10 protein-coding genes are annotated in these 18521 nt (G+C 45.7%); 8 read left to right on the top strand and 2 right to left on the bottom strand.

Annotated features, from left to right (window positions below; genetic code table 11):
* Nucleotides 1-310: 310 nt before the first annotated feature.
* Entirely contained in the window at nt 311-745 is a 435-nt protein-coding gene (locus GGD38_RS33945; RefSeq protein WP_375302557.1) for a hypothetical protein, read from the top strand.
* Here the strand turns inward: GGD38_RS33945 and GGD38_RS33940 are convergent.
* Entirely contained in the window at nt 742-1632 is an 891-nt protein-coding gene (locus tag GGD38_RS33940) for a hypothetical protein (RefSeq protein WP_375302556.1), read from the bottom strand. The two genes, GGD38_RS33945 and GGD38_RS33940, sit on opposite strands and share 4 nt — an antisense overlap.
* Nucleotides 1633-1659: 27 nt before the next feature.
* Here GGD38_RS33940 and GGD38_RS33935 point away from each other — a divergent pair, with 27 nt between their 5' ends.
* Entirely contained in the window at nt 1660-2307 is a 648-nt protein-coding gene (locus GGD38_RS33935) for an NAD(P)H-dependent oxidoreductase (protein WP_375302555.1), read from the top strand.
* Here the strand turns inward: GGD38_RS33935 and GGD38_RS33930 are convergent.
* On the bottom strand, nt 2304-3317 hold the full coding sequence (locus GGD38_RS33930) for a LacI family DNA-binding transcriptional regulator (RefSeq protein WP_375302554.1): 1014 nt from the start codon (nt 3315-3317) through the stop codon (nt 2304-2306). The two genes, GGD38_RS33935 and GGD38_RS33930, sit on opposite strands and share 4 nt — an antisense overlap.
* 152 nt (nt 3318-3469) lie before the next feature.
* On the opposite strand from GGD38_RS33930, the gene GGD38_RS33925 reads away from it, so the two are divergent.
* The 6 genes from GGD38_RS33925 to GGD38_RS33900 all read left to right on the top strand — a co-directional run bounded on the left by GGD38_RS33925 (nt 3470) and on the right by GGD38_RS33900 (nt 18489).
* Nucleotides 3470-6667: a SusC/RagA family TonB-linked outer membrane protein gene (locus GGD38_RS33925; protein ID WP_375302553.1), complete on the top strand. Its 3198-nt coding sequence runs from the start codon at nt 3470-3472 to the stop codon at nt 6665-6667.
* 17 nt (nt 6668-6684) lie between these two features.
* Complete coding sequence (locus GGD38_RS33920) at nt 6685-8277, top strand: RagB/SusD family nutrient uptake outer membrane protein (RefSeq protein ID WP_375302552.1); 1593 nt, start codon at nt 6685-6687, stop codon at nt 8275-8277.
* A gap of 17 nt (nt 8278-8294) precedes the next feature.
* A complete protein-coding gene (locus GGD38_RS33915; protein WP_375302551.1) occupies nt 8295-9182 on the top strand; it encodes a DUF5017 domain-containing protein in 888 nt (295 codons plus the stop codon).
* A 54-nt stretch (nt 9183-9236) separates the two neighbouring features.
* On the top strand, nt 9237-13508 hold the full coding sequence (locus GGD38_RS33910) for a hypothetical protein (RefSeq protein ID WP_375302550.1): 4272 nt from the start codon (nt 9237-9239) through the stop codon (nt 13506-13508).
* A 183-nt stretch (nt 13509-13691) separates the two neighbouring features.
* A complete protein-coding gene (locus GGD38_RS33905) occupies nt 13692-17081 on the top strand; it encodes a hypothetical protein (RefSeq protein WP_375302549.1) in 3390 nt (1129 codons plus the stop codon).
* Complete coding sequence (locus tag GGD38_RS33900; RefSeq protein ID WP_375302548.1) at nt 17074-18489, top strand: SGNH/GDSL hydrolase family protein; 1416 nt, start codon at nt 17074-17076, stop codon at nt 18487-18489. The genes GGD38_RS33905 and GGD38_RS33900 overlap by 8 nt, the downstream gene beginning before the upstream one ends.
* The last annotated feature ends 32 nt before the right edge of the window (nt 18490-18521 follow it).

The raw sequence follows: 18521 nt of genomic DNA, 5'->3' as shown, positions 1-18521 counted from the left end.
TACGCTCCGCCTCACTTCGCTTCACCTGCCCGGGGGATTAATCTCTCTAATACAGTTACTTATATTTTATTTACACAAAGAATTAGACACTTCCATTTTAACTTATCGCCCGAAAAATAATTTTATAATAGAGTAATTATAAACTAATCTCTGCCATTCTAATTTATATTACCAGAAAATATGCTAAAAGACCTGGATTGTATGATATTAAGCAGTTATTATAAATAAAATACCCCTTAGCTGTAATTTTACAGGTCAACTGTATACTTATAGTTGTAGATAAAATCCTCTGAACCATTAAAATGGCGTTATGAAAAGAATTGTGCTGTTAACCGTTGTGTTATTTTTAGCATTTTGTATATCCTCCACTGCACAAACGCAGAATGCTGATTCCCTTTCCCTGGTATCAAAAATAGATGAAGACAAATCGAAACTGGCCGATCTGCAAACACAGTTAGAGGAAAGATTAAAACTTAAAGGCGAAGCTATCGCAAAAGCCCAGCGTTCTGCCAATGCAAACTCAACCGCAGCCGATAAATTAAGCGATGATCCCAAGAACAGAAAGCTGGCCAAAAGGGCCGATAAAAGCTCGAGCGCTGCCCGCAAAGATGCTAAAACTGCAAGGCGCGAAACCGACAGGGTTGATAAACTGAATAAAAATATTAAGGCTACCAAAAAGAGGATAGCAAAGAACGAAAAGCGATTAAAAAAATATACCGAGCCTAAACACCCCAAAGCCGGTTAGCTGAAATAAGCGCTTTTTCTTCCTTTATTAGGCCGCAGATAAACACTCGTTCGCTGCGCATCGATGATGATGTTGAACCGTTTTATGATGTCGCCACCAATAAAGCTCATTTTTTGGCGGCCAAGGGCGCCTTCGAAAAAGTTAGCCGGGGCATTCTGTAAAGTTGTTTTGCCAATGGTAAAACCTGGTAACACAGCCTTGCGGGTTTTTAGCGCATTGCCAAATGCGTCTTTCATTTCTTTGGTGTCTGTTATCTGTAAATATTCATTCAGTTTATGATCGGCTACAAATTGGTCATCGAACAATACCCCGCCCGAGTAACCGGAATGAATAAGAAAGCTATTGCTTACAGTGTCGTGGCCGGTATTGCAGGTTGCTTGTACAAACAGCTTGTTATGGTCAAATTTGGCCGGCAACATTGTATAACTTTTGACTTTTGGCGGCAGGCTGTTATGCAAAACGATTTGTTTTTTATCAAAGTCAATTTCAATCACTTTGTCTTTAAATAGGCCAAGTCCAAACTTGCCATCGGTAAAGTGACCTGAATATTTGTCTTCCCAAATAGGTTCCTGCTCTATGGTAAGCCCACCTATCTGGAGGGTATTGCCCGGGCTAAACCTCGATGTGTTTTCACTGCTGCCCCAGCTTGTAACGGTATCGGTGCCGCTGAAATTAAGGGTGCTCAATTTTTTTACACTTTCTTCTATCAACGTCACTGAACTGCTCGCGGTATGAAGCATCAAATGCACCGTGTCTTTCTTATTAATGACCACAGGTACAGAAAGATTGTTATATTTTGTTAGTTCAAAAGGAATAACGATTGGTTTTTCCTGTGCATGTGTTGCTACATGACAAGAAAGAAGCAGGGAAAGGATGATGGTGCGCATAACCAAATATAAGTAACTTTGAATGCTATGACAACTGCTTCTAAAAATATGCTCATTATTAATGGTTCCCTGCGGGGAACTGCCGGTAACTCCTATGCGGTGGCGAAACATGCAAAGGAAATATTAACCAGTCAACTGCAGCAACAATGTACTCTTTTAACGCTTACCGATCCCCAGCCTTCTATAAATGAGATGTATAACCTTTTATTTAATTGCGATGCTTTTCTGGTGGTCACCGGTGTTTACTGGAACAACTGGAGCTCACCGTTACAACGGTTTGTAGAAGTGACCACGGCTTTTGAAAATACCCCGGCCTTTTTCGGCAAGCCGATGGCCAGTGCTGTTACCATGGATTCAGTAGGCGGCATAGAAGTAGCCGCCAGGCTGCAGGCTGTTTTTGGCGGACTGGGCTGCTGGAGCCCGCCCTGTTCAACGGTGGTATTGTCGCGCACCGGGCAGGAAGCGATGGAGGCATCGGCGGGTAAAGAAGATGATCCCAATGAAGATGTATGGCGCTTAGCCGATTTGCATATTGTTTTGCAGAACCTGGTAACGGCGGCGGCAATGCCCCGCAATAACTGGATTGCCTGGCCGCATTCAGAACTCATTATTCCCAATGGCCCCTGGCCCGATAAAGGGCCGATAGATATGGGAACGCCGAAGTTTTTGCGTTAACTCGATTTCCTCACAATCAACTCTGTTTTTAAAACCCTTATAATCGATTTCCACTCCGAAACTTCCCGGTTTATCTGATCTATCAGCAACCGGGCTGCCGTACTGCCCATTTCCTTTACCGGTTGCGATACCGTGGTAAGCGGTGGGTCAATTAATTCCGACACATAATCATTGCTGAAACCCACTACGGCCATATCCTCCGGCACCCGCAGTCCTTTTTTGCGAATGATCTTAATAGCTTCAATAGCCGTAGGATCGTTGATGGCGAAAATAGCGTCGGGCGGGTTGTCGAGCTGCAACAAATGGTTCACATAGATCTTTACCTTGGCCAGTGTAAGATCATAGGGAATAATAAGTTCTTCATCGATGGGAATCTCATATTTCTTAAGCGCGTCGCGATAGCCACGCAGCCTTTTAACGCTTATGGGTAGTGAATCAGGCCCGGCCAGATGCGCAATCCGTTTTTTCTTTCTTTTTATAAGATGCTCCACGGCGCGAAAGGCGCCTTCATAATCATCCACCACTACCTTGGGAACACTCATGTCTTCACAAACCCGGTTAAAGAAAACAATGGGAATGCCTTTGCGTTCAAAAACTTTCAGGTGATCGAAGTTCCTTGTTTCCTTGGTAATGGATACCAGCACGCCATCAACCTGGTTGGCCAGCATCAGTTTGGTATTGGCCACTTCTGTTTCATAATTCTCGTTGCTATGACAAATAATAGTATTGTACCCTTCCTGGGCCGCAATTTCCTGTGCGCCGATGATCACCTGTGGGAAATAGGAACTCATAAATTCGGGAACAATGATGCCAATGGTATTGCTTTTCTGGTTAAGCAAACTTATGGATAACATGTTGCGCTGGTAATCCATTTTCTCGGCCAGCTCAAGCACCGCCTTACGCGTTTTTTCGCTTACACTCGGGTGGCCCGTCAATACACGGCTAACTGTTGATTTAGACAGGTTCAACTTGTTGGCAATATCTACAATCGTTATCTGGTGTCGCTTCATTAAAGAAGGATTAAAAGGTTGCTACAAAGAAAACAAATTAAAACAACATTGGGAATGTTCCCGTAAAATGGGAATGTTCCCATAATATTTTAATCTCAACTTTTTTTGTTCTGCTAATTGTATTCAGCATTTTTGTTATAGAACATAGCCGTATGAAACAAACATTGACTGCGATCTGCCTGACGATTGTAACTGCTTTTTTGCTAATTACCAAAGCTACTGCACAAAATGCACCACCAACTACAGCCAAAGTAATTACCGGTAAGGTCACCGATCTCAATAACGAACCGCTCGAAGGTGTTTCGGTTGAGGTAAAGGGAAAACCAATTACCGCCACCACCAATGAAGACGGATACTTTAGTCTTACCTTAAACAGCACTACCGGCGTAGTACTTACTATTTCTTCTGTGGGTTTTACACCTAAACAGGTACGGTTGAGTGCAACCGGCACCGTTTATAATGTAAAGCTTGAAACAAGCCTGAAGGACCTCGATGATGTGATAGTCATCGGGTACGGCAGCGTTCGAAAAAAAGACCTCACCGGCTCCGTAGGGCAGGTAAGAATGCCCGATGTAAAAAAAGCGCCCGTGCCTTCTATTGAAGATGCGCTTGCAGGCCGCGTAGCCGGTGTGCAGGTTTCTGCTGTTGACGGTCAACCGGGACAAAGCAACCTCATTGTTATACGGGGCGGCAATTCCATTACCCAAAGCAATGCGCCGCTTTATGTTATTGATGGCTTTCCCGTTGAAATTCCCAATAACAATATGTTCAATCCCGATGAAATTGAATCTATTGAAGTGTTGAAAGATGCATCGGCCACTGCCATTTATGGCGCTCGTGGCGCAAATGGCGTAATTATCATTACCACAAAAAAAGGAAAAATAGGCGTGCCCGTAGTAACGTATAGTGGCTGGTATGGCTGGCAAAAAGAAATAAAACGGCAGAAAGTGATGAGCCCATACGAGTTTGTGAAATACCAGTTTGAACTGAACCCCACTTCGGCCGCTACCACGTACCTGAAGAATGGTAAAACGCTCGATTCATACAAAGATGCCACCGGCGTAAACTGGCAGGATAAAATGTTACGCACCGCGCCCATGTGGAGCCATAGTGTATCGATCAGCGGCGGCACCGATAAAACCAGGTATGCGCTTTCCGGTTCTTTGCTCGATCAGGATGGTATTCTTATTAATAGTGGTTTTCGGCGTGCCCAGGGTAGGATAGTGCTCGACCAAACGGTAAGTTCAAAAGTTAAAGTGGGCGTGAACGTGAATTATTCATCGCTCAGGGCAAATGGCCAGATAGCTACCAATGGCGGCGACAATGGCATCAATGCCTCTTCCTATGCTTTTTACAGCGCCTGGGGCTACCGCCCGCTTACCGGCGACTCCATTGCCGATCTGTCCTTTGCGGATGATCCCTTCGATCCCAATATTACTTCAACCGTTGACCTGCGGGTAAACCCTGTGGTGCAGGCCGAGAATGCTTATAACATGGCCTTTACCAATGCCTTGTTTGCCAATACGTACCTTGAATATAAACTGCTGAAGAACCTCACGCTGCGGGTAACCGGCGGCATCACCCGTAATTCAGTTCGGCGCGAGCTCTTCAACAATTCAAAAACTTCGGCGGGAAATCCGCTTACCGTATACGGCCAAACCAATGGCATAAACGGATCTATAAACAACAATACCACCAGCAGCTGGCTGAATGAAAATACACTTACCTGGAACAAACGGTTCAATAAGGACCATCAATTGAACCTGGTGGGTGGTTTTACCTTGCAGGAACAAAAAACGGTAATAGATGGTTTTACTGCCAATAAAGTACCTAATGAATATTTAGGTATCAGCGGGCTCGATGAGGGTATGCCCGTTTTGAGTGCATCATCGATCTCGGAAAATACCTTGGCGTCTTTCCTCGGCCGGGCCATGTATACATTATATAACAGGTACCTTTTCACTGCTTCTTTCAGGGCCGATGGTTCCTCAAAATTTCCAACCGGTAATAAATGGAGTTATTTCCCATCTGGTTCATTTGCCTGGCGCATTCATGAAGAGAAGTTTATGAAGAACATAAAACTACTCTCCGAAGCGAAGCTGCGTGTGGGTTATGGCGTAACCGGTAATAACCGGGTAGGCGATTTTGCTTACCTGAGTGTATTGCGGCAAACCGGTTTTACCAATGGCAGCGCCAATACAACACCCGGCTATTATTTCAACAATACGCATATTCCCGGTTCTGCACCTGTTGAAGTTGGCAACCCAACGTTGGTATGGGAAAATACCGCGCAAACCAATGTGGGGCTCGATGTAGGCTTACTGAATAACCGCATTAGTGTAACGGCCGACTATTACTATAAGGTAACCGATAAACTGTTGTTGCTTGCTTCATTACCTTCCTCAACTGGTTATCCCGCTGCATATAAAAACATTGGTAAGGTAAATAACCGGGGTGTTGAGCTTACTTTAAATACAGTGAATATCGATAGCAAGAAATTCACCTGGAGCACCAACTTCAATATTGCATTCAACCGCAATAAAATACTTGAACTGAATGAAAATCAGCCCAGCCTTACCACCCGCGTAACCTGGAACGATAACTTCAATAATTCGCTGCCCTACCTGGCGCGCCCCAATATGCCGGTGGCCTTGTTTATGGGTTACCTGTTCAACGGGCTTTACCAGTATGACGACTTTAACCAATTGCCAAACGGCACTTATGTGCTGCGCGATGATGTGCCCAATAACGGGCTCGACCGTTCGCTGATAAAACCCGGTTACATAAAATACGTTGATCTGAATAACGATGGCGTGGTGGATGCCAATGATCAAACCTATATCGGCAACCCCATACCCGTTCACATTGGGGGCTTTTCAAATAACTTCCGTTACAACAATTTCGATCTGAATATTTTCTTTCAATGGTCATATGGAAATGATATCCTGAATGCGAACCGCATTGTATTTGAAGGCGCCGAAGCCCGGCAGTACCTGAACATGTTTAAATCATTTGAGGACCGCTGGACGACCGAGAATACCAATACTGATATGCCTGCTGCTGGTGTGCAGGGCCCGAATGTATATTCAACCCGTATTATTGAAGACGGTTCCTTTGTACGGCTTAAAACGGTGGCGCTGGGCTACAATCTGCCGGCGGCTTCATTAAAGAAAATAAAGATCAAAAACATCAGGTTGTATGCAGCGGCGCAAAACCTGATCACCTGGACGAACTATACCGGTGTGGACCCTGAAGTGTCTGTAAGGAACAGTGCGCTTACACCCGGGTTCGACTGGTCGGCTTACCCCAAAGCCAGAACGCTTACCCTGGGATTAAATGTAACCTTCTAACGATAAATTGCCTGTAAATGAAGATCAGCAAATTTAAATATAGCCAGCTTATTGTACCGGTGTTGGTAATGGTATGCCTTATAAGTTGTAAGAAATTTTTGGAAACAAAACCTACCGATTCCGTTACGCCTGAAAATTATTACCGCACCCAAAACGATCTCGACCGCGCGTTGAGCGCGGTGTACGACCGGCTGGGCGACCGCCGCACCTATGGTTCGGCGTTATTCGGATATCTTGCTTTTAGCGATGAGTTCTTTCTGAAAGGACAAACCACAGGGTATATGTCCAATACAATAGATGCCTCGATGCTTGACCTGAACCGTTGCTGGGAAGCCCTGTATACGGGCGTTGAACGGGCCAATATGTTACTGGCTAACATCGATAAGGCACAGGTAAGCGATTCGGCCCGCAATGAAGTAAAAGGACAGGCGCTGTTCCTACGGGCCTTCTATTATTTTGTACTGGTTGATAATTTTGGCGCTGTTCCGCTGCGCACCCAGCCAATGGAGTCGCCGGTTGAACCGCCATTGCCACGTTCATCGGTTGCAGAAGTATATGCACAGATAATACAGGATATGAAAGAAGCGGAAGGTCTTGTAAAAGATATTACCTATTATGGTTACAACAGCCGTATTTCAAAAACAGCTGTACAGGCCATGTTGGCCCGCGTTTACCTTACTATGGCCGGCGCCCCTTTACATGATGAGGCAAAATATACCGATGCAAAGAACTATGCAGCCAAAGTAATACAATCGAATGTACATGCCCTCAATAGCAACTTTTCGCAGATCTTCATAAACCATGCGCAGGATAAGTTTGATATAAAAGAGTGTTTATGGGAAGTGGAATATTATGGCAATAATACCGAGCAGATACGCGAAGGTGGTTACCTGGGTTCGTGGATGGGCGTGTATTGCCCCAATATAGATACCGGTTTTGCCTACGATTATGTGCACACTACCGGCAAATTATACAATGCTTATGGCGCAGGCGATACGCGCCGCGACTGGACCATTGCTCCTTACCGTTTTGTACCTACAGGCTCCGGCACTTCGGCGCCGGTTACCCGAACAAACTGGACGGCCACCCAGATCTATGAAAGAAGCGCCGGTAAATGGAGAAGAGAATATGAATTGTTCAAACCCAAGAGCCAGGATTTTACGCCCATCAATTTCCCCATGCTGCGGTATTCCGATGTGTTATTGATGTTTGCTGAAGCCGAGAATGAATTGAATGGCCCAACCACTGCAGCTTATGACGCGTTGAATATGGTACGCCGCCGCGGGTATGCCAAACCGGTAAATGCGCCTGATGCTACTGCCGATTTACCAGCCGGTTTGGCGCAGGTTGATTTTTTGGAAGCCATAAAAAAAGAACGCTTTTGTGAGCTGGCTTTTGAAGGAATTCGTAAACACGATCTTATAAGATGGGGTATGTATGTTACTACAATGCAGCAACTGGTGGCCGACTACCAGGCCACCATGCCGTCTGCTTTATCGGCCCCGGCTATAGCACAGGCAGGCCGCATAACATCGAGAAGCGTATTGTTCCCTATACCAAACAGTGAAATTTCAGTGAACCCGAATATTGCACAAAATCCCGGATGGTAAAACCAAACTACAAATTCATGCTGACCATAAAATATATTATACCATTTGCGCTTGGCCTTGCCATTATTTCCTGCTCAAAAAGAGACAGGGTTGATGCGCCGGCATTTGATGTGTTTACAAGCTCTACAACCTATAAAGCAGGCGATACCATAAACTTTGAGTTTACCGGCGATCCGCAGAACATTGTTTTCTGGTCGGGTATGCCCGGCAGTGTTTATGAATATAAAGACCGCCTTTTTACAACAGGTAATAAGCTGCTGATAAAGTTCAATACCTACCAGCAATTTGGCATCCGGAACAATTTATCGGTGCTGGTGTCGAATGATTTTAACGGTACGTATGACACCACAAATGTAAAAAAGGCTACCTGGACGGATATCACAAGCAGGGCTACTTTATCATCCGGGGCCGATCAAACGCAATCGGGTACGCTGGATATGTCGGAGTTTACCAATGGCAACAAATCGGTTACCCTGGCATTTCGTTATATAACAACTGCCATACAAAGCCAGAACCGCTGGGTGGTGCGGACGTTCAACGCCGATAACCAGGCTGCAGATGGCAGTGTTACATCAATGGCCACTATGGCAACCGCCGGTTGGAAAGCCGTTGATTTTAAAAACCCGGCTGCAGTATGGTCTATTACAAGCGCTCAATTACTGTTACAGGGCAGCGCTACTGCACTGGATGATGATTGGGTGCTGACAAAAAGTTTTAACCCTACAGCTGTTTCACCCGATAAAGGGGTGGCCATAAAAAACATCACCGTTAATTTGAACAAGTACGTAGCTGCCGGTGTGTATACAAAGCCCGGTACCTACAAAGCGGTGTTTGAAGCAACCAACGGATCTTATGAAAATATAGAGCGAACGTTAAGGGAAATTACATTGACAATACTCCCCTAACGGAACTGTATTTCATTATCGCATTATCGAATTATCACATTATCACATTGATCAATGATAGATACAACGGTCATTATAGTTTTCTCAGTCTTTATAATGCTCATAGGCTTTCTGTTTGTGCGAACAGGAAGGAACCTGAAATCGTTCTTTGCCGGTGGTGAAGCCGTACCCTGGTTCATTGGCGGTTTATCGCTTTTTATGAGCTTTTTTTCGGCCGGTACTTTTGTGGCATGGGGCTCTATTGCCTATCAGCATGGCTGGGTGGCTATCACCATTCAATGGACCATGTGTATTGGCGGATTGATAACCGGTTTGTACCTGGCGCCTAAATGGAAGGCAACCGGTAACCTTACCGCTGCTGAATTTATAAGGGAAAGGCTGGGTGAGAAGGTGCAGAAGACCTATATCTACATTTTCATGCTGGTGTCGTTGTTTATAAAAGGATCGGTCTTGTATTCCGTATCAAAACTGGTGGCTTCTTCTTTAGGTTTCCCATTGGTGCCCGCCACAGTTGTACTTGGTTTGTTTATGATCGCTTACACCGCCGTTGGTGGGTTGTGGGCCGTAATGGTAACAGATATATTGCAGTTTGTAATACTCACCGCTGCCATTCTTATTATTATTCCATTGGCGTTTAATGCTTCGGGTGGCGCAGAAAACTTTCTGCAGAAAGCACCTGAACGATTTTTTAGTGTAGTAAATGGTGAATATACCTGGGGTTTTATTCTTGCCTTTGCATTGTATCATATTTTTTATATTGGTGGTAACTGGACGTTTGTACAACGCTATACAAGTGTTGATACGCCTAAGTCGGCCCGCAAGGTGGCCTTCCTGTTTGCCGGCCTGTATATCATTAGCCCCATATTATGGATGCTTCCGCCAATGGTATATAAGACCATCAATCCGGCATTAACGGGTCTCGATACCGAGAATGCCTACCTGATGATCTGCAAACATGTATTACCTGCGGGGCTTATGGGCCTTATTCTTACCGGTATGTACTTTTCTACCTCTGCCAGTGCCAATACCGCACTGAACGTGGTATCGGCTGTATTTACCAATGATATTTACAAAGCCAATATAGATCCGCATGCATCGGATAAAAAACTGATGCGTGTGGCGCGCATCTCATCCTGGTTCTTTGGGCTGGGTATGATAGGCATAGCCCTTATTGTTCCATACATTGGCGGTATTGTAGAATTTACTTTAAGCATTGGCGCCATTACCGGCGGTCCGCTGCTGGCGCCACCCATATGGGCATTGTTCTCGAAACGGCTTTCGGGTAGAACAACCATGTATGTTACCCTTGTATCGCTGGCGGTAAACCTCATTTTTAAAATGTTATTGCCGCTTACTATTGGTTTTAAATTAAGCCGTGGTACAGAAATGCTGCTGGGAGTGGGGCTGCCATTTCTTATGCTGGCCCTGTATGAATGGTATGCATATAAAAAGGACCTGCTTAGCGATCAGTATATACAATTCAAACAAAAAAGCGCCCAGCGAAAGCAACAGGCATTGCAGGCAAGTGCTGAAGAAAAAAAGGAGATCAAACGACAGAACCTGTTTGGGTTACGGGTGATCGCTTTTTCACTGGTGTTTATTGCCGTATTGCTGTTTGTGTTAAGCGCACTCACCCCATCGAGCAAAGGAATAGTAGCAGGTATTGCTACTGTCATATTGGTGTGTGCACTGATCCCGTACCGGGCATCAAAAAAATTTAAGATAAAGACAGTATCCAAAGTTATAGCGACGGTTTTGCTGGCAGCTGTTATGCCGTATGGTATGCAGGGGCAACAAGCTACAAGCAAGGTGGAACTATCATCGGGGCGCTTACAATTGTTGTGGAATAAAGGAGCTAATGGCTGGCAGTTGAAACAATTGTCGGTGCTAAAGAATAATAAATGGTCGCCTGTTGGTGGTGTGAGTGGTGAGTATACCGTACTGTATTCCGCAACAAAACCCGACTCAACGCCTGTAACTATTTATAATGAAAAGCAAACACCGAAAGTTTTTCCCGAACCGCAATACCGGTATATAATTCCGTTATGGAACGAAGCGATGCAGCCTGTAGCTATGAACAGGGCTGGTGATGCCGTTTCATTTTTTCCCGCCGACGTAATAAGACATGATAAAACGCTTCAATTTACCCGGGATACAAAACAGGCAACAGTAAAAGCACTGTGGCAAATGGATGCCCAGTATGAAACCGATGTGCTGGTGCATCTTACATTAACGGCAAAACAGGATGGCTATTATTCCCTTGCTTCGCCTTCACTGGCAACTGTTGCAAGCAATGAATTGGCATGGGGAATAGTGCCGGGGCATTTTCAGGGAAATAGCGTTTCGAAGAATTTTATTCAGGCATATGCATACGGTCAGGGTATTCCCGATAAACCGGTAATAACCCACGACAGAACTGCTTCTACTTTATCGCCGCTTTTATCTGCTAAGAATGGCGTAACGATGGCCGTGATACCAGCGCCGGGAACCAGCCGCGATCCCTGGGTAGGGAACAGCAAAACGCAGGATGACTGGCAATTGGGTTTATCATTAATGGACCGCCGTTCACAATTAACGCCGGTTGCCTGGCATCCCGTGCTCGGGCAAAAAGGCTCTTACCTGAAAGCTGGCGAAAGCGTGCAGTTCTCATTCCGGTATTCGGTGCAGGTTGCCGACTGGTATACCGTATATAAACATGCAGTGAATGATATTTACCGGTTGAAAGATTTTCTGGCCTTAAAGCAGGCCAGTCAGTCGTTAACCGACCGCATTTTATCAATGCAACGGTATGTGGTAGACGACAGTACATCCAAATGGAAAGTTGAACAATATAAGGGAATGAATATTGGTGCGCAACACTACCTGGGCGGGGTGCATGGGTCACAGAAAGACGCCATTAAAAATGCCGATTATGGCGCTATGTGGATGCTTGCGAAAATATCGCACGACAGTGTGTTAACGCAAACCCGTTTGCCCTATGTGCGCAATTTCAAACTGGCGCAACAGGATACCGATGCCGGATTTTTTTATGGTGCAGCAGCAGGCCAATACTATCTTACCCAAACAAAAAAGTTTACCGAAGAGTGGGGGCCCTATGTTGAACCCATTGGAACTACTTATTACATGCTGATGGACGCGGGCAATGTATTGCTGTTTAACCCAACCGATACCGCTTTAAAAACAGAACTGAAACTGGCCGCCGATAAATTGCTTGGCTGGATGCAGCCCAACGGGCAATGGGCTGTTGCCTATGATCACGAAACAAAACAGGCTCTATTTACTGATATCGATGATCTGCGTCCCACCTTTTATGGACTGGTGATCGCTTATAAATTGTTAGGTGATAAAAAGTATTTAACGGCTGCCCGTAAAGGGGCCGACTGGTATATTACCAGTGCCGTAAATAAAGGCCATTTTACCGGTGTATGTGGCGACACGCGTTTTGCGCCCGACTTTGCCACCGGGCAAAGCGCCCAGGCCCTGCTTGATCTGTATGACATAACAACTGATAAAAAATACCTGCAGGCTGCAATAGAAGCGGCGAAACTATATACTACTTCAGTGTATACCCATCCCATACCCACACGCGAAGAAAAAGTTGTGAAAGGGAAAACAAGACAGGATTGGGAGATCAGCCAGGTGGGACTGAGTTTTGAACATGGTGGAACGCTCGGTTCGGCCAATCATGCCGGGCCCATCTTACTGGCCAGCCATGCCGGTATGTTTGTTCGCATGTTTACACTCACCCGCGATTCGCTTTTTCTTGTAATGGCAAGAGCGGCAGCGTTGGGCCGCGATGCGTTTGTAGATAAGAAAACAAGCGTGGCCTCGTATTACTGGGCCGCTATGGATAATGGGCCGGGTTCATTCCCACATCATGCCTGGTGGCAAATTGGTTGGATCACCGATTACCTGTTATCGGAGATAGAACTACGCACCAATGGTAAGGTTAATTTTCCGCGAGGATTTATTACACCCAAGGTGGGGCCGCATCAAACATATGGTTTTGCTGCAGGCAGTGTGTTTGGGAATAGTGCAGAGTTATTTTTGAAACAAGGCCTGCTTACCACAACAAATGCCCAGCTCGATCATTTTGCTGCGGTGAGCACCCAACAGAAAAAATTATGGTTGTTGTTGTTGAATAATGATGATGACATGATGAATACATCGGTGAGTATTGATTACAGCAAAGTGTTTAGTGGGGTGCCTAACAAAGTAGTAAGCATTGATGCTGATGGGAAGCAGGTTTCTTTGGAAAGGCTTAATGATCTTCAGGTGAGCATACCGGCTTACGGAATAAAAGTCTTAGAAGTAGAATATCCGTGAAACGGCAAACGTGAAACGTGAAATCTTTATACTTGAAATTCACAATTGTTTTCGGAACTCGCGAATGCGCAAGAGGCATACATATCGGAGGGCAAAAAGATTAGGTAGTGATCTCAAAATTAGCGAGCCCTTTCACGTTTGCCGTTTCACGTTTCACGAAAGGATCACACTCAAAAATAACGTATGTCATTCTATCAGAAACTATACATCCTAACAATCATCATGCTCACCGGCATGCGAGGCAGGGCTCAGCAATCCGTCCTGCTCGAAATGGAAGATTGTCAATTCAAAGGCGGCTGGGTAGTTGAACATATTGGTAAAACAGTGTCGGGTGAACGAATACTACGGGTAATGGCCGGGGGTAAAAGCAAAGCGGCAGATGCATTGACCGTTATTCGTGTTCAACAGGCCGGCACCTATTTTGTTTGGACACGCTCGGCCGATTATCCCAACGATCGCCCCGGCACGCGTTTATGCCAGTTGTATGTGAATGAACAGGCCATGGAAGAATCGGGCAAACATGGAAAGGATGGGTATTACTGGGAAAAGGTAGGACAGGTTACTTTACCTGCGGGAGAAACGGTTATAAGGTTAACAGACAGTAAAGGCAATTTCGCCCGATGCGATGCCGCCTTGTTTACGCAAACAGATAATGATCCCAACACCCAGGCTTTAACAGCGCTGGCGGCCTATAAAATAAAACCCCTGTTGCAAAAAGCAGAAGAGGCGAAGTATCCTGTACTGGCGCCGGCGGTAACAATAGATGCCAATGCGGCGGCTGTTGCCACTCTTGCAAATGCTTATATAAGACTTCGCGTTGTGCCGGTATCGGGTGATGCGAAACGACTGGCAATAAAAACCGAGATCAAACAAAAAGGCCGCTGGGTAAGTATGGACCCTTTGCAGGAAGATCATAAAGTGTATATACTGCAATCGGCCAATCCCCAGCCAACATTTGGTAATTTCTTTCTTTCATGGAATGGATCCAACGGGTTTACGCATTTTACTCATCAGGGAAAACAATTTCGTTTGTTGGAACCCGATAATGCCATGAACCCATTTATGGCAGGTGAATTGAAACAGGCGATGCCGGTGGCGGCCAAACAAATAGATAATAATACCATTGAAGTTGAATATGCCATTAGCGGCGAAAGAATATTAAAAGGCAAATGGCGGTTGGCGCCAAATAGCAGGCATGTTGGGATAACGCTACAATTCACGCCTGCACAAAACGGGTTTTACAGCCTGGGCGTCGCCGCCTTTCAAAGTAGTGTGCGCGACAGTGTTACTAATATACAATTGCCGCCTATGTTCCAGTATCAGCGGTTGTCGCCACAACCGGTGTTACTGCCTTCGGGTATGATGCCGCAGCCGGTAGCCATTGTTGAAGCAAAAACAGCACAGGGCCAATGGACCACATTTGCCAGTGGTACCGCACAATCATTTCCGCTGGAGTGGGGCAGTGCTTTTAGCAGTCCCATGGGTTTTGCCGTAAAGAATGAGCTGAACCAGGTGCAGCCGGTTGCCTTTGCACCGGTGCTGGGGCTCGATGGGTCAAAGATGAAAGCAGGCGCTACCATTCAGCAGGAATTTATTATTGGCGCCACTACAGGTAACTGGAATGATGCGCTTGAATATATTTCAGATAGCATTTATGCAGTAAAAGATTACCGTGCGCAAAAAGGTACTTCGTTAACCGAAGCGGCCTTTAATATGGTTGATCTTATTAAGAACGACAGCGCTGCCGGTTGGAACCCGCAGTTGAAAGGTTTTTATGATATCGAAGCCAACCCCGCCATTGTGCCAACGGTGGTGCATTCATCGCCACTTACGCTGGTGTCGGCAGCTGTACTTGCCCGCGATGAAGAATTTTATTTACAACGCGCACTGCCAACCATCGAGTATACTTTATCGCGCAGTGGATTTCGTTGGGCAAAAGCCGTATCGGGCACTACGTTCAACAGCGATAGCAGATCGCTGCGGTTAAGTCCGTTTGGCTCACAGTTCACCACTAATTATTTTGAAGGATTATATCAATTGTTAGGCGAGGCCAATCCCTGGCTCGAAGAGATTGCATTGCCCGATGGCGCCATTCGTAATGCAAAAGGATATTCGGTAGAAGTGCCCGATTACACGCAATACCTGGCTGCATATCGGCTTACGAAAGATGAAAAATGGTTAAACGATGCCAAAGCAAGCGCCAAAACATTTATCAATACACAGGTATACGGCAAGGTAACCAAACCTTTGTCGCGCATGCCTTTTTACAATGCGGCGTTCTATGCTTATTGGTGGGACCTGCTCGATCTGTACGAAGAAACAAAAGAACCACAATGGCTGAAAGCAGCCGAAACCTCCGCTTTTCAAACCCTGGCGGGTATCCGCTCATATCCATTGGTAAAAGACTACATGCAAACCATACATACCGGCGGTCATTTTGAAGGCAATACTACCTTATGGTGGAAAGGCGATAAAAAGTACAGGCTTGGTTTTCCCCGCACAGCAGGCGATGCGCCTGAAAAACAGGTGCCGCAAAGCGAGGTGTCACCGGTGGGACTGGGTTTTGAACAACCCTTCACCTATTTCGATGCAGGCAAAACGGTGCGGCCCGTATTTATGAGCAGTTGGGCGCCGCATTTGTTAAGGTTGCATAGTTTTACAAACCGCACCATCTTTAATACATATGCACGCAATGCGGTGATCGGTCGCTTTACCAATTACCCAGGTTATTATGCAACCGGTTTTACTGATATTACTTTGCAACCCCAGTTCCCTTATAAGGGGCCCGATGTAAGTTCCATTTATTATCATCATATTCCGCCGCACCTGGCATTTACGTTCGATTATGTGATCACCGAAGCCATACAGCGGTCGAATGGCAAAGTGCATTTTCCCTATGGAAAACAGGATGGTTTTGTATGGTTCAATAACCGCATTTATGGTAGTGGTAAAGGCACGGTGTACGATGATGAGCATGTTCGTTTGTGGATGAAGAAAGGATTGGTGACTATAGATAAACCCGAGGTGAATTATGTAACGGGTATTTCCGGCGACCGGTTTTGGGTGTTGTTGACCAATGAATCTGCTACTGCTGTACAAACTGCATTGCAAATAAGTGCTGACGTACCGGTAGGTGATAAAGCATCTGTTAGTGTTTACGGAAATAACGGAAAGAAAAAAGCGGCGCCATTAAGCGGTCGCGGTGTTAGCGTATCGCTCGATGCAAAAGGATTTACTGCGCTGTCAATCCCACTCAATAAGAAAATTGCTGATCAAAGTATTACTCCTGTCGATAACGGAATGAAAGTAATTGACCTGGGTATGCCCTGGGGGAAATGTTATGTGTTCAGGATCCGTTCACCATTTGGCTGGGACTCCATATATGGTTACCTGGAAACTTCGCCTTTGCCGGATGGTACAGTAACTGCTTTGTGTGGAGGAAAAACTGTAACACAAAATGCCTATCCATATGAATGGTCGTTTTATAAACTTGAAGCGGGCAAACCGCTGCAATGCACGCTTCAGGTGAAAGCGGGCGGTGAAACAAAAGATGTAACTGTTGATTTTGAATAAAGATATTACCATGAACCTTCGTTATTGTATTTTATTGTTTGCGGCCGGTATAACCACAACGGCATTCTCACAGCAAAATCGCGAGCAGTTGATTGCTGCGTCACAAGCAGGTGCATCTCCCTTGTTTTTTGACCCGGCGGCTGGTGAAATACCAGTTATACAACCGCCGGCGTTCGACAATACAAAAGAATGTACAGTACGCAATGGGCTGCCTAATTTCTTTAATAAAGTACGACCGGGTAAACCTGTAACTATAGCGTATATCGGTGGAAGTATTACCCAGGGGGTACATTGTTACCGAACAAGCTCAGCCCGTTTTATACAATCCATGTATCCCTCAGTAAAAATGCAGTTCATCAATGCCGGTGTGTCTGGTACGGGTACCGATCTTGGTGCCTGTCGCTTGTACGAACAGGTTACTCAACATCATCCCGACCTGGTGTTTATTGAGTTTGCTGTGAATGGCGCTTATAAAGAAGGAATGGAAGGTATAATAAGGCAATTGTGGAAGGCTGACCCAAACATTGATATTTGTTTGTTGTATACGGCGCACAATGAGCATGCCCGCATCTATGCAGCGGGGCAAATTCCCGATAATGTTAAAGGGCTTGAAACAATAGCTGATCATTATAAGGTACCCTCCATTCATATGGCGCTTCTTCCTGCATTGCTTGAGCAGGAGGGTAAACTGGTATGGAAAAGCGATAATAAAACGCCTGGTAAAATAGTTTTTTCAAACGACGGTATTCATCCGATAACCGAAGGCGGCGATCTGTATGCCGGGGCCATTGCCCGTAGTATGCAAACTTTGCAGACAGGTGCAACGCCGCAAAAGCATACATTACCTGCTGTGCTTTACAGTGCTTCCTGGGAAGAAGCAAAGATGCTTTCACCGCAGGAACTTGCCACATTCAGTAATGGTTGGGAAAAGATAACGCCTAAAGACAGTGTTTACCTGAAACAATTTGCCGGCTGGTTCCCCTATATCATGAAAGCAGAGCAACCCGGCGCTTCTTTTAGTTTCAAATTCAAAGGCACCATGTTTGGCATCTTTGATATCGGCGGACCTGAGTCGGGCCAAATGGAAATTGAAGTGGATGGTAAACCCGCGAAACTAAAACCAATGCTACCCGGCACCCGTTTGTCGGAAGTAACGGCGGCGGATGGCCGTGCTTTGCTGGATAGGTTTAGCTTCTTTTGTAACAACCGTTACCGCGGTCAGTTTGAGTGCATAAAAGTAGAACCAGGTGTACATACCGTAACGATGAAGATCTCTGCAGCAAAGGCCGACAAACGCAATGTCCTGGGTGAAAAACAGCTGGCCGACATTAGCGTCAATCCCGCGAAGTATGATAGAACGGTGGTTTATTTGGGTAAGATCTTGTTGTGCGGCACGCCGTTGAACTAAGGTGGGTGCCCTTTTAAAGGGCGCTCACCTTG

The organism is Niastella sp. OAS944 (genome assembly GCA_024809215.1).
In the GTDB taxonomy this organism is placed as follows: domain Bacteria; phylum Bacteroidota; class Bacteroidia; order Chitinophagales; family Chitinophagaceae; genus Niastella.
The sequence above is the reverse complement of the archived record's forward strand: the minus strand, read 5'-3'. Positions and strand labels throughout refer to the sequence as shown.